The sequence below is a fragment of the Amycolatopsis sp. w19 genome (assembly GCF_051373225.1).
Taxonomy (GTDB): domain Bacteria; phylum Actinomycetota; class Actinomycetes; order Mycobacteriales; family Pseudonocardiaceae; genus Amycolatopsis; species Amycolatopsis japonica.
The window spans coordinates 739,165-751,621 of sequence record NZ_JBPQFM010000001.1; the positions used below are offsets into that span (position 1 = coordinate 739,165).

Below are 12,457 nucleotides of genomic sequence, written 5' to 3' on the forward strand. Positions count from 1 at the left end.
GGTGCCGCGGACGGCACCGGACCCCGGCTGTCAGCGGCAGGTGTACGGACCCGCCTTGTCGAGCACGTTCCCGTTGGTGTCGACGATCTCCCAGGAGTAGGACTTCCCGTTCAGCATCAGCTTCATGACGCCGTGCTTGGCGAAGATCTTCTCCACCCCTTCACGTTCCTTGTAGTTCGTGTAGAGGTAGTCCCCGCCGATACCGGTGATGACCGAACGCACGCCGTTGGCCTCGTCGACGTGCCCGTTGACGTCCAGCGGCTTCGTCCGCTCGTAGTGATGGTCGTGCCCGGACATCACCATGTCCGCCTTCACCTTGGCCAGCTCGTTCCACAACGGCGCGATCTGCTTCTTGTCGCCGTATTCGCCCGAGTTGAACCGCGGGTGGTGCCAGTACCCGATGACGCAGGCCTTGGTGTTCTTCGCCAGGTCGTCGCGCAGCCAGGCCACCTGCTCGGAACCACCGCCGCCGTAGATCGGGTTCGAGTCCATCGCGACGAAGTGGAACTCGCCGATGTCGTAGCTGTAGTACGGCAAGCCCTTCGGGTACGCGATCGCGCCGAAGTACTCCTTGTACCCCCTGAGCTGATCGTCCCATTCGTGGTTGCCCGTCGTGGGCTTGGTGATGCTCTTGAACTTGCCCCATGTCTTGTCGTAATGGGCGCGGTACTCGGAAATGGTGCCCTTGTGGTACTGGTTGTCCCCGACGGTCAGCACGTACTGCGGGTTCATCCTGGCGACCTGGTTCGCGGTCGCCTGATGCGTCGAGAACAGCTCGGGGTTGGCGATGTCACCCCCGACCGCGATGGTGATGGGACCGGTTCCGCCGGGCTGGGTGGAGGCCTTGACCACCGAACTCGCCGCGGAGACGTTCCCGGCCGCGTCCCGTGCCCGCACCGAGTAGCCGAACTCCGCTCCGGATGCCAGCCCGGAGTCGGTGTAGGTGGTCGTCGCCGTGGTTCCGACGACGTTCCCGTCGCGGAGCACCTCGTACTCGGTGACCCCGACGTTGTCAGTGGACGCGGTCCAGGCGAGTGAGACGCTGTTGGTGGTGGTGCCCGTCGCGGCGAGACCGGTCGGCGCCGTCGGTGCCTGCGTGTCTCCGCTGCCGGAGCGGTCACCGTAGACTTCCAGCTCCCACAACGAATAGCCGTACGACGTTCCCCTGGCCGTGCCGTGGATACGGATGTGGCGCGCGGACGCGTTGAGGCCCAGGTGTTCGTCGATGGCGCCGTTCCCGCCGGTGACCGACTTGATGTCGGTCCAGGTCCGGCCGTCGGCCGAGCCCTGGATCTTGTAGGTCTTGGCGTAGGCGGCTTCCCAGTTCAGTTTGACCTTGGTGACGGTCGAGGTCCCGCCGAGGTCGACGGCGATCCATTGCGGATCGACCCCTTCCTCGCTGGCCCATCTGGTCGTGGTGCTGCCGTCGACCGCGTTGCCACCACCGAATTCGGCGGCCTCGACCGACGACGTGGTCGTCGGCTTGCCCGCCGACAGCAGGGATTCCGCTTGCGCGGTGGTACCCGACGAAATCAAGGTCTGCCCCAGCAGGGCCAGGGTCGCCACCGCGACACCGGCCAGGGGTGTTCTCCGTTTCATGCGAACTCCTCGACGTTGCGGAGTCGGCGAGTACCGGCGGTGGGCGGCGACTGTCAGCCGGAGTCGCTTAGTTAAGTAAGTTTCCTAACGATCGCAGTGTAAAAGGTTCTTAAACTCACAGTCAACGGGTGATCGCGCGGTGCCCGGCACCATTTGATGGCAGGGTCGCGGCCATGGTGACGCTGGATCGGCTCGTGAACGTCCTCGGTGGATACGGGGCGCGGTTGTGGTGCTGCCCGGTGTCGCGCGAGGCGGCCTTGCGCGACGTGGTCATGCACGACCCCGCCGACCCCCGCGACCTGCGCGGGGACGTGTATCTCGCCGTCGGCGCGGAGTCGGTCACGGCCGCCGTCGAGCTGGCCGCGGCCGCACAGGCCTCCGTCGTCCTGGTCCGCGGCTCATCGCCGGATCCGGAGGCGGCCGAACGGGCGGAACGCGGCGGCGTCGCGGTGCTGCTGGTGGACCCGGACGTGTCCTGGGGACAGCTCGCCGGCGTGGTCTACGGCCTCGTGCTGGAGGGCCGCGAGACCGAGTCGGGCCGCGGGCCGACCGACCTGTTCGCGCTCGCCGACAGCCTGGCGGACGCGCTCGGCAGCGCGGTGACCATCGAAGACCGGCTGTCCCGCGTCCTCGCCTACTCCAGCCGCCAGCATCTGGCCGACCGGGCACGGCTGGAGACGATCCTGGGCAGGCTGGTCCCGGAGCCGGTCCGCGAACTGTTCGAACGGCGGGGCGTGTTCCGCCACCTCGCCGAATCCGACGAGCCGCTGTTCGTCGAGGCCGATCCCGAGCACGGGCTGACCGGACGCATGGTCGTCGCGGTCCGCGCGGGCCGCGAGCTGCTGGGTTCGATCTGGGTGGAATGCGACCGTCCGCTCTCCGACGCCCGGCGGGCGGTCCTGCGGGACAGCTCGCGCACGGTCGGCCTGCACCTGCTGCGCTCACGGGCGAGCGCGGATCTGGAGCGGCAGGTCGAATCCGATCTGGTGATCCGGCTGGTGGAGGGCACACCGGACGCGGCGGCCGTGCTCAGCAGGCTCGGCCTCCCGCCCGGACGGTTCCGGGTGATCGCGCTGCAGGCCCATATCGGCGACGAGCGCCATGCCGCGCTGCTGCTCGCGTTCGAGCGGGCGACCACCGGTTTCGGCTGGTCACGCCCCGGCCGCAGCACGCTGTTCAGCAACACCGTCTACACCGTCCTGCCCGGGGACGACGTCGAGGCGGCCAGGGCGTGGGTCGGTTCGATCCGCGAGGCGCTGCCCCGGCAGGTGACGATGCTCGCCGGCATCGGGGCGGGTGCGACGTCGGCCGAGCTGCCCGCCAGCAGGCTGGAAGCCGACGAATGTCTCGCGCTGCACGGCGTGCGTCCCGGCACGAAATCCGCGATCGCCTACGACGAGGCCTGGGACGACATCCTGGTGCAACGGCTGCGGGCCGCCGCCGCGTCCGGCCGGGCACCCGCCCGCGGCCCGATCACCGAGCTCCGGCGGTACGACAGCGCGAACGCCACCAGCTACGTCGCGACGTTGCGCGCCTGGCTCGAGGCGCAGGGGGATCTCGCGGAGGCCGCCGAGCGGCTGGAGGTGCACCCCAACACGATCCGCTACCGGCTCCGGAAGATGGCCGAAGTGACCGAACTGCGCCTCGACCAGCCCGCGAAACGGCTGGCGATGATCATCGAGCTGGCCGTGTCCGACCCCGCCCCTTGACCGTTCCGGCCAAAACGATCCGCCCAGGTTGTCGGATCCGGACAATCGACACCGCCTGAATCCGAGCCATCCTGACCGCGACAGCACCACTCGTAGCGGAGGAACTCATGGGCGATCTCGACCGGATCGACGGCGGACCGCGTTCGGCGATCGTGATCGGAGCCGGCGTGGTCGGCCTGTCGGCCGCGTGGTTCCTGCAGGAACGCGGCGTCAGTGTCACGGTGGTCGACCGCGCGGGTATCGCGGCGGGCGCGTCGTGGGGCAACGCCGGTTGGCTCTCCCCCGGGCTCTCGATCCCGCTCAACGAACCCGGTGTACTGCGCTACGGACTGCGGACGCTGCTGGACCGGCAGGCGCCGCTGCACGTTCCGCCGTCACCCGATCCGCGGCTGTGGTCGTTCCTCGCCCGGTTCGCCGCGAACTGCACCGGCCGGTCGTGGACCCGCGCGGTCGAGGCGAACGCACCGCTGAACGACGAATGCCTGGAAGCGTTCGACGTCCTCACCACGAACGGCGTGGACGCGCCGACCATCGAAGCGCCGATCACGGCGGCGTTCGAGACCGCCGACCACGCCGCCGGCCTGATCGGCGAACTGCGGCGGATCGAGGAAGTGGGACAGGGCATTTCCTACACCCGCCTCACCGCGGCCGACCTCGCCGAGCGGTTCCCCCAGGCCACGGCCAGGCTCGGCGCCGGTGTCCGGATCGACGGGCAGCGCTACGTGGATCCGGGCCGGTTCGTCGAGTCGCTGGCACGGTCGGTGGTGAGCCGGGGCGGGACGATCCGCCACAAGTTCGAGGTCGCTTCCCTGCGCGCGTACCGTCACGCGCTCAGCGTGCGCTCGAAGACGGGGCAGACGGTGAACGCCAACGCGGTCGTGCTGGCGACCGGGGCCTGGCTCGGAGATCTGGGCCGCAAGTGGGGCGTCAAGGTCCCCGTGCGGGCCGGGCGCGGCTACTCCTTCACCGTGCCGACCGACGAACCGGTGCCCGGACCGCTCTACCTGCCGGACATCCGCGTGGCGTGCACGCCGTACCGCGGAGGGCTCCGCGTGGCCGGGACGATGGAGTTCCGGAAACCGGACGCTCGCCTGGATCCGGCCAGGATCGCCGCGATCATCGCCTCGGCGCGGCCGTACCTCACGGGCCTGGACTGGGAGCGGCGCACGGACGAATGGGTCGGCTCCCGCCCCGTCACCACCGACGGGCGGCACGTGATCGGCGCGACCAGCACACCAGGGCTCTACGTCGCGGGCGGGCACGGGATGTGGGGACTGACCCACGGCCCGATCACCGGACGCCTTCTGGCCGAGCACATCACCACCGGCAAACAGCCGGAGGCGCTGCGGCCCTTCGACCCCCTTCGCTGATTCGGACGGAAATGCTCCCAGAGAAAGAAACCCCACCGGGCGAACAGTCCGAAGTGGACCGGCTCCGCGCCGAGAACGCCCTGCTGCGCACCGAGAAGGACCTTCTGCTGAAGGCCGCGATCGGGTTCGCCACCGACGCGGGCGCCTTCCAGCGGCGGTCCCGTGAACCAGAGACCCGCTGACCGACGCGGGACTCACCGAAGGTCTGTGGGGGCCGGGTCCTTTCCGCGCCCGGCCCTCACAGACGTATCCACCGAAAGGCGATCACCACCATGTCCACCGTCTCGTCAGGCCCTTGGCTGACCAAGGAAGCGCACGCTCGGCTGATGCGGGAGCTCGCGACGTTGCGGCGCCCCGGCACCGACGACCGGTACGGCGACGACGAAATCACGCACAACGCCCACCGCCAGGCACGGATCCGGCAGATCGAGGACATGCTGCGCGGCGCCGTCGTCGGACAGGATCCACCCGACGACGGGATCGCCGAGCCCGGCATGGTGCTCACCGTCCGGTACGACGACGGTGACACCGAGACCTTCCTGCTCGGCACCCGCGACGAGGCGGGACACGGCGCCCTGGAGGTCTACTCGCCCGATTCGCCGCTCGGTCGCGCGCTGCACGGCGCGAAACCGGGTGACCGGCGGGAATATCTCGTGCCGAGCGGCGGGTCGGTCCACGTCACGTTGCTGGACGCCAAGCCTTACGGGCGGCATCGGGAGGCTGGAGTGCGCCGGCGCGAGATTCCGTAACCTGGGTCCTGACGACCGGCTTGGGGAGTGCGTATGGGGAAAGTCGCCCTCATCGGCGATGTCGGCGGGCATCCGGATCAGCTGCGCCGGGCCCTGGCCTGGCTCGGCGTGACCTCGGAACGACTCCCACCCGAGCTCACCGTGATCCAGGTCGGCGATCTCGTCGATCGCGGCCCCGACAGCGCGGGGGTGCTCGACATCGCGGGGAAACTGCTGGAGGACCGGCAATGGATTCAGCTCGCCGGGAACCACGAGACGCAGTACCTGCCGGGCGGAGAGATCTTCTGGCGCGAGCCCTTACCGGAAGACGACGTCACCAGGTTGCGGGAGTGGTGGGCCGACGGCCGGTTGCGGGTGGCCGAGGCGGTACGGACCGCCGACGGCGAAGAACTTCTGGTCACGCACGCGGGTCTGACGCTCGCCTGCTGGCAGCGTCTGGGAGGACCGACGTCGGCGACGGAAGCCGCGGCGATCCTCAATGAGCGCCCGGACTTGATCTGGGAAAGAGGCGAACACGGCCGCGACGAGGACGCAGGGCCCTTGTGGGCCGAATCGGGAGCGGCCTTGCACGAACCGTGGATGGGCTACTTCGGCGTCGTACCGTTCGGCCAGGTCCACGGGCACTCCACGGTCGTGCGGTTCGCCGAGCGGACCTGGCGATGTGCGGGCCGGATCCGGCACCGTACGACGGTCGACTGGCGGGCCCGCCACGTTCGCGTACGGATCGGAGGGCGTGTGTTCACCGGTATCGATCCGGGGCACGGCCGCACTGGTGCCGACGAGTGGCGACCGCTCATCCTCGACGACGCCCACGTCACGACACCGAGCCGACGCTAGATTGTCCTGTGTGGACCAAGACGAGTACCGCCGCCGACTTCGCCGCGTCCTCGACGCGCATTCCGACGACGTCGCCGCGCGGCTGAGGGTGATCGTCGGAGCGATCGGCGACAGGGTCGAGAGCGTGCGGATCGAGGTGTTCCCCGACCAGGACGGCGAGGGCACTTTCGATGTCTGGGCCCGGTTCGAGGGCCCGGACCCCTATGTCCTCAACAAACCGATCGACGAGCACCGCCACCTGTTCGGCGTCGTCCACCACGAGACAGGCTGGGAACCCGACGTACCGCCGCTCCCACGAGGCCTTTCGGCGGACCTCATCGTGGACACGGTCGTCGAGTGGCTCGACTCGGTCTGGGCCCGGACGTTCGACCCGCAGCCGTCGATTCCGGTGGAGGTCTCCTGCCCGGACGGCTACGGCTCGGCCGCCCAGATACCGCGGACATGCCCGATGTGACGACGCATCAGCGCCTCCGCACCGTCGGCGTCACGGGCCTCGACGAGCTCGACGAGTTCGGCATGTTCGCGCGCCGAGGCGACGAGCTGTCCGCGTTCGGCCAGGACCTTGAGGCCGTAGATCCGTGATCGGGCACGCAGCGACCGGACGATTTCGACGAGGTGTTCGTTGCCTGCCAGTCCCAGCAGCGCGAGATGGAACTCCATGTCGAATCTGACGTGCCCGATCAGGTCCTGCTCGACGGAAGCGCGCTCGATCCCGGCCGCGAGCTCGCGGAGTCGCTTCAGAGCGTCGGTGTCGACGCCCGTCTCGGCGATGCGGCGCACGGTGGGTACCTCGATGAGGGCACGCAGCTCGGTGAAGTCGTCGAGTTCGTGTTCGGATGGCTCGGTGACCCGGAAACCCTTGTTGCGCACGGTTTCCATGAGCCCTTCCTTGACGAGGTCGAGCATCGCCTCCCGCACCGGCGTCGCGGACACACCGAACTGTTCGGCCAGCGTGGGCGCCGAGTAGACGACACCGGGGCGCATCTCGCCGGAGATCACCGCACCGCGAAGGTTCTCGATGACCTCGTCGCGCAGGTTGCGACGACCACCGATCGACGACAGTCCTTCGACCGCACCCATCATCGACCCCTTCACCAGGCGTTGTCTCAGTACAATGTCACATGTTACGTTCGTTCACCATGACAGACGATGGGGTCGAGGCGGTGGATTACCACTGCGGTGGCGAACCGTTCAGGATCGTCACGGCGATGGCCGGGCCGGCCGGAGCGACGGTCGCGGAAAAGCGCGTCGCGGCCGCCGTCGATCCCGAGGTCGACGGATTGCGGCAGCTGCTCTGCTCCGAGCCTCGCGGGCACGCCGACATGTACGGCGGTTTCATCGTGGCGCCGGACGATCCGGGCGCCCATTTCGGCGTTCTCTTCTGGCACAAGGACGGCTTCTCCGCCGCGTGCGGCCACGGCACCATGTGCCTGGGCACCTGGGCGGTCCAGACCGGGCTGGTGCTCGCCGATCCCAGCGGCGTCACCGACGTCGTGATCGACGTTCCGTCCGGACGGGTGACCGCGCGGGTCTCCACGGCCGAATCGAAGGTCACCGCGGTCGACTTCGTCAGCGTCGCCGGCTACCTGCTCCATGACGAGGTCATCGTGGAGACCTCACGCGGCGCCGCCTCGTGCACGATCGGGTTCGGCGGCGCGATCTACGCCCACGTGACGGCGGCGACCTTCGGCCTCTCCGTCGACAAGGCCTCGCTACCCGAATTGATCACACTGGGGCGGGAGATCAAGAACGAGATCAACGCGACCGCGTACGCCGAGCACCCGCTCGATCCGCGTCTCAGCGGCGTCTACGGCGTGATCTTCTTCGACGAACTCGGCGACGAGGACGGAGACGTCCACCAGCGCAATGTGACCGTCTTCGCCGACGGGCAGGTGGACAGGTCGCCCTGCGGTTCGGGGACCGCCTCCCGCGTCGCGGCTCTGCACTCGTCCGGACGGCTGGCGACGGAAGGCACCCTCGTCCACTCGTCGATCGTCGGTTCGACGTGGTCCGCCCGGATCGCGGACACGACCGTGGTCGCCGGCCGGAACGCGGTGCTGCCCATCGTGACCGGCCGCGCGTTCCGCACCGGTCACCACCGGTTCGTCGTGGACCCCGACGACGACCTGGTCCCGGGCTTCGTACTGCGCTGACAAGGAGGATTCGTGGACGTCGTGACCTTCGGCCCGGACGAGATCCGGTCCGCTGTGTCCATGCCCGCCGCGATCAACGCCGTCCGGGACGGGGTTCTCGCCCTGCACCGCGGAGAGTTCGAAATGCCGACGCGAACCGTGTTGCGCGACGGCGGATTCCTCGTGATGTCAGCGCACCACCGTCCGACCGCGTCGGCGATGATCAAGACCTTGAGCCTCGATTTCGACCGCGACCCGGCCATCGCCGGCACCGTCGTCTGGAGCGAACTCGGCCACAGCCGTCAGCTCGTCGCCGACGCCATCGAGGTGACGCGCATCCGCACCGGCGCCATCACCGGCGTCGCGACCGATCTGCTGGCCCGGCCGGAAGCGAAGACGTGCACCCTCATCGGCGCGGGTGGGCAGGCGGCCGACCAGATCCGCGCCGTGCACGCCGTCCGGCCGCTGACCGAGCTCAGGATCGTCAGCCGCGGACTCGAACGCGCGGAAGCGCTCGGCAAGGCACTCGGCGCGGAGCTGGACATCAGCGCCGTCGTCCTCACCGATGCCGACGAGGCCGTTCGGGACGTGGATATCGTCTGCTGCGCGACGACGTCCACCGAACCCCTGTTCTCCCTCGAATCGCTGGCCGAACACGCGCACGTCAACGCCATCGGCGCGTACCGCCCCACCATGCGAGAACTGCCCGACGAACTGCTCGCCGACGCGACCGTCGTCATCGACGAACGAGACGCGATCCTCGAGGAGTCCGGGGAGATCATCCACGCTCTCGCGGCGGGGGCCATCACCGAGTCCGACCTCATCGAACTGGGTACCGCGCTGACCGACGGCGTCGTGAAGCCGGGAGGCCGCACGGTCTTCAAGTCCGTCGGCGTGGCCATGCAGGACTGGGCGATCGCGCGTCTTCTCGCTGCCAGGCAGGCAAGTCAGAGGATCCCGCTGACGTAGCGCATGTCCCCCATCCGCATGCCGTCGTCCGTCAACGCGGGCAGACCGTTGACGGCGAACAGTTCCCGGATGGTGATTCCGGTCAGCGTCCAGCCTCGATCGGCCAGGTACGGACCGGCCTCGTTGCGTTCGCCGAAGTAACGCAGCCTCGCCATGTCGGTGTCGACGCTGTGCTCCCGCCAGCGTTCGGACATGCGGTTCAGGCGTTCCTTCGTCTCGGCTTCCTCGCCCGGCCGGGGGTTCGGCCTGCTTTCGGTGGCCACGCGGCTTCCCGGTGCGCTGAGCTCGGTGATGCGGTCCAGCAGGTCGTCCTGCGCCTCGGGTGGCAGGTAGCCGAGAAGGCCTTCGGCGCTCCACGCCGTCGGCAGAGCGGAATCGAAACCGACGGCGCTCAAGGCACCGGGCCAGTCGGCGCGGAGGTCGGCCGCGACCGCCCTCCGGTCGGCGGTGGGCTCCGCGCCCAGTTCGGCCAGCGTGCGTGTCTTGAACTCGATGACCTGCGGCTGGTCGAGTTCGTACACCACGGTCCCGGCAGGCCAGGGCAACCGGTACGCCCGGGAATCCAGCCCCGAAGCCAGGATCACGACCTGCGCGATCCCGGCTTCGGTGGCGTCGAGGAAGAACTCGTCGTAGAACCTGGTGCGGACCTTGGCGACGTCGATCCACACCTGCTCGACGAGTTCGCCGGGGGCGGTTTCACCCGACGCGAGGCGGGTGAGGGAGCCGACGCCCACCGCCCGGACGAGGGGTTCGGCGAACGGGTCGTCGATGAGCGAACGATCCGCGCGCGTGGCCATCGCCCGCGCCGTCGCGGCCATGGTCGCGGTCGTGCCGACGCTGGAGGCCAGATCCCAGCTGTCTCCGTCGTGCCTGGTGGACATGATCCTCCCCGTGGACTTTCCCGGATTATCGTCCGTCAGCGTCCTTCGGTGAACGGGGTCAGCTTCTTCCAGAATCCGCAATGATGCTGACGCGGGATGTCGGTCGTGAGCCTGCTGTCCCCCGCGGCGTTGAGCGACATGACGACGGGGTTCTCGGCGGTGTAGCGATCCCAACGAGGAGTGCCGTCCACGGTCGGGTCACCGGTGCGGGCGAACCCGGTCCACTGCGCGACGAGCTGGTCGGACAGGACCTGCTGATTCGGCGCGAGTTCGACGCCGTCCGGGAACAGCAGGAGCCATTCGGCGATGTGGTAGGCGCCGTTCGGTTTGGTGGGATCAAGGAAGAACTGCGGCGGGACGTCCGTATCGTCCATCTGGTAGGCGAAGACCGGGATGTGTTCGGCCAGCCGTTCGTTGTTGAGCATCGAAGGGCAGACCGAGTTGGAGTCGGCCACGATCGTCCGGAAGGCGAGGAACGGCGCGGGCGCGGGGAACCGGGTCAGCGGATAGAGGCGTTGGACCGCGGTGGCGTGCTTGCCGTACTGCTGGCGCACCAGTTTCTCGTAGTCGGCCGGAGTCGAGGCGGACGGCAACTGTGTCTCGTCGCGGGCGACGCCGTGCATCAGCGCGACGTCGTTGACGCGCCCGGTGGCGAAGGCCTCCCCTGGCGACATCGGCAAGGTCTTCCCGTCCACGGTCGGCGCGACCGTCCCGTTGTCGGGGTTCCTCCCGTGATCCGCCTGCTTGAGCAACACCGCGGCAGGCGTCTTACGCAGGCAGGCGGCAGCTGCGGCGACGTCGCCGCAGCCGACGGCCGCGGCGAACCGTGCCCCAGTGCGCTGAGCCTGTGCTTCGGTGGGCAGCTTCGCTTTGCAGTCCTGCGCCTGCCACACGGTGTCGACGCCGAGCAGCGAGTTGTACTCGCCGCTTTCGCTGATACCGCGCTGGAACAACCCCGCCGAGGCGGGCGAAATCGTGTGGGCGCAGACGCTCGACCCGCCGGCGGAAGCACCGTAGATCGTCACGTTACGGGGGTCGCCGCCAAACCGCGAGATGTTGCGCTGCACCCAGCGCAACGCGGCCTGCTGATCCTGCAGTCCGTAGTTCCCGGCCTGCGCGCCGAACGCCTCGTGGGCCAGGAAACCGAAGATCCCCAGCCGATAGTTGACCTCCACGCTGATGACGTCGCCCGCGGTCACCAGGCGGCTCGCGTCCTGCGGTTTCCACAGCAGGAACCCGCCTCCATGGAGCTGCACCATCACCGCGAGCGGGCCGGGGCCGCGCTTGGCGGGCACCCGGACCGTCAGGTTGAGGCAGTCCTCGTCGTCCGAGCCCGGCCCCGCACCTGCCGGTTGCGCGCACTGTTTTCCCTCGGTGGTCGCGACGAACGGCTCGGTCCACGGCGTGGGCCGCCGTGGCGGCTTCCACCGCAGTTCGCCGGTCGGCGGTGCGGCGTAACGGATCCCTTGCCACGATGTGACCGCGGCGCCGGCGACACCGCACACCGGGCCGTCGTCGGTCGCCACCGTGGTACCCGGCGAACAGGCCGGTGTGGGTTGCTTCGCTTCGCGCAGATCACCGGCCATGGACGCCGAGCCTGCCAACGGCGTCATCAGCACGACAGCCGCCACGACGGCGGCCACCTTTCTGTCGAGTCTCATCCGTCCTCCTTCACTCCCGCCCGGCACGAGGGGACGAACGGCCTACCGGCGCGGGCACGACTGCGACACTGCCCGTGTCCCGATCTTTCCAGTCTGGCCACGCCCAATTCCGGCGCAACCACCGTTCGGTCGCGCCGGAATTGTCAAATCGAGGGAGGAAATGGTCTTTCGCCGGGTTGGTCTTTCCACTTCGGACGGACAGGCTGCGAAACTCAGTGGTCCTGGCGGCCTTCACGTTCGCGGAGGACACGGGCTTCCCGGCGGCGCAGGTCGGCCCGTTCCGACCAGCCGTCGATCAGGTCGTAACCCGCGATGCAGAGGCCGAGCAGGCCGAGGATGCCGACGATCACCGCGGCGGGGATCAGGTCCAGCTTCGAGCACAGCACCGCCGCCGCCATCAGGACGGCACCGATGCCGAGATTCCATTTGCCGAAGCCGCTCATGCTCGTTCCTGATTCCGTAGAGAAGACGCGATCAGGGAGACATGATGCCGTACGGCGGACGCGAGCGTGGAGATTCGGGACGTGACGTGTCCCGAATCTCCACACCC

13 protein-coding genes are annotated in these 12,457 nt (G+C 68.8%); 8 read left to right on the forward strand and 5 right to left on the reverse strand.

The genetic code is table 11. The annotated features are described in order from the left end of the window. Positions 1–30: 30 nt before the first annotated feature. Positions 31–1,599, reverse strand: a complete 1,569-nt coding sequence (locus ACSMFO_RS03330; RefSeq protein WP_436456857.1) for a discoidin domain-containing protein — start codon at positions 1,597–1,599, stop codon at positions 31–33. Positions 1,600–1,772: 173 nt separating this feature from the next. Between ACSMFO_RS03330 and ACSMFO_RS03335 the strand changes: the two genes are divergently transcribed. The 6 genes from ACSMFO_RS03335 (at position 1,773) to ACSMFO_RS03360 (ending at position 6,718) form a co-directional block, all read left to right on the forward strand. Continuing rightward, positions 1,773–3,308, forward strand: a complete 1,536-nt coding sequence (locus ACSMFO_RS03335) for a PucR family transcriptional regulator (RefSeq protein ID WP_436456858.1) — start codon at positions 1,773–1,775, stop codon at positions 3,306–3,308. A 107-nt stretch (positions 3,309–3,415) separates the two neighbouring features. Beyond that, positions 3,416–4,678, forward strand: a complete 1,263-nt coding sequence (locus ACSMFO_RS03340; protein WP_436456859.1) for an NAD(P)/FAD-dependent oxidoreductase — start codon at positions 3,416–3,418, stop codon at positions 4,676–4,678. Positions 4,679–4,689: 11 nt separating this feature from the next. Then, on the forward strand, positions 4,690–4,860 hold the full coding sequence (locus ACSMFO_RS03345; protein ID WP_038513393.1) for a hypothetical protein: 171 nt from the start codon (positions 4,690–4,692) through the stop codon (positions 4,858–4,860). Positions 4,861–4,950: 90 nt separating this feature from the next. Then, a complete protein-coding gene (locus ACSMFO_RS03350) occupies positions 4,951–5,427 on the forward strand; it encodes a GreA/GreB family elongation factor (RefSeq protein ID WP_436456860.1) in 477 nt (158 codons plus the stop codon). A gap of 33 nt (positions 5,428–5,460) precedes the next feature. Then, positions 5,461–6,264, forward strand: coding sequence for a metallophosphoesterase (locus ACSMFO_RS03355; protein WP_436456861.1), 804 nt, complete (start codon positions 5,461–5,463; stop codon positions 6,262–6,264). Between the two features lie 10 nt (positions 6,265–6,274). Next, complete coding sequence (locus ACSMFO_RS03360; protein ID WP_436456862.1) at positions 6,275–6,718, forward strand: DUF6389 family protein; 444 nt, start codon at positions 6,275–6,277, stop codon at positions 6,716–6,718. On the opposite strand, the gene ACSMFO_RS03365 is transcribed toward ACSMFO_RS03360, so the two are convergent. Continuing rightward, positions 6,676–7,344 (reverse strand): GntR family transcriptional regulator, encoded by a 669-nt coding sequence (locus ACSMFO_RS03365; protein WP_436456863.1) that lies wholly within the window; start codon positions 7,342–7,344, stop codon positions 6,676–6,678. The genes ACSMFO_RS03360 and ACSMFO_RS03365 overlap by 43 nt on opposite strands. A gap of 59 nt (positions 7,345–7,403) precedes the next feature. Between ACSMFO_RS03365 and ACSMFO_RS03370 the strand changes: the two genes are divergently transcribed. Both ACSMFO_RS03370 and ACSMFO_RS03375 read left to right on the forward strand, forming a co-directional pair. Continuing rightward, on the forward strand, positions 7,404–8,417 hold the full coding sequence (locus tag ACSMFO_RS03370) for a proline racemase family protein (RefSeq protein WP_436456864.1): 1,014 nt from the start codon (positions 7,404–7,406) through the stop codon (positions 8,415–8,417). 12 nt (positions 8,418–8,429) lie between these two features. Then, a complete protein-coding gene (locus ACSMFO_RS03375) occupies positions 8,430–9,365 on the forward strand; it encodes an ornithine cyclodeaminase family protein (protein ID WP_436456865.1) in 936 nt (311 codons plus the stop codon). Here ACSMFO_RS03375 and ACSMFO_RS03380 read toward each other — a convergent pair. The 3 genes from ACSMFO_RS03380 to ACSMFO_RS03390 form a co-directional block, all read right to left on the reverse strand. Beyond that, positions 9,344–10,246 carry an SAM-dependent methyltransferase gene (locus ACSMFO_RS03380; protein WP_436456866.1) on the reverse strand — a complete coding sequence of 301 codons (903 nt, stop codon included), beginning with the start codon at positions 10,244–10,246 and terminating at the stop codon, positions 9,344–9,346. The two genes, ACSMFO_RS03375 and ACSMFO_RS03380, sit on opposite strands and share 22 nt — an antisense overlap. A gap of 35 nt (positions 10,247–10,281) precedes the next feature. Next, a complete protein-coding gene (locus ACSMFO_RS03385) occupies positions 10,282–11,907 on the reverse strand; it encodes a carboxylesterase/lipase family protein (RefSeq protein ID WP_436456867.1) in 1,626 nt (541 codons plus the stop codon). A 212-nt stretch (positions 11,908–12,119) separates the two neighbouring features. Continuing rightward, positions 12,120–12,350: a hypothetical protein gene (locus ACSMFO_RS03390; RefSeq protein ID WP_073843210.1), complete on the reverse strand. Its 231-nt coding sequence runs from the start codon at positions 12,348–12,350 to the stop codon at positions 12,120–12,122. Between the last annotated feature and the right edge of the window lie 107 nt (positions 12,351–12,457).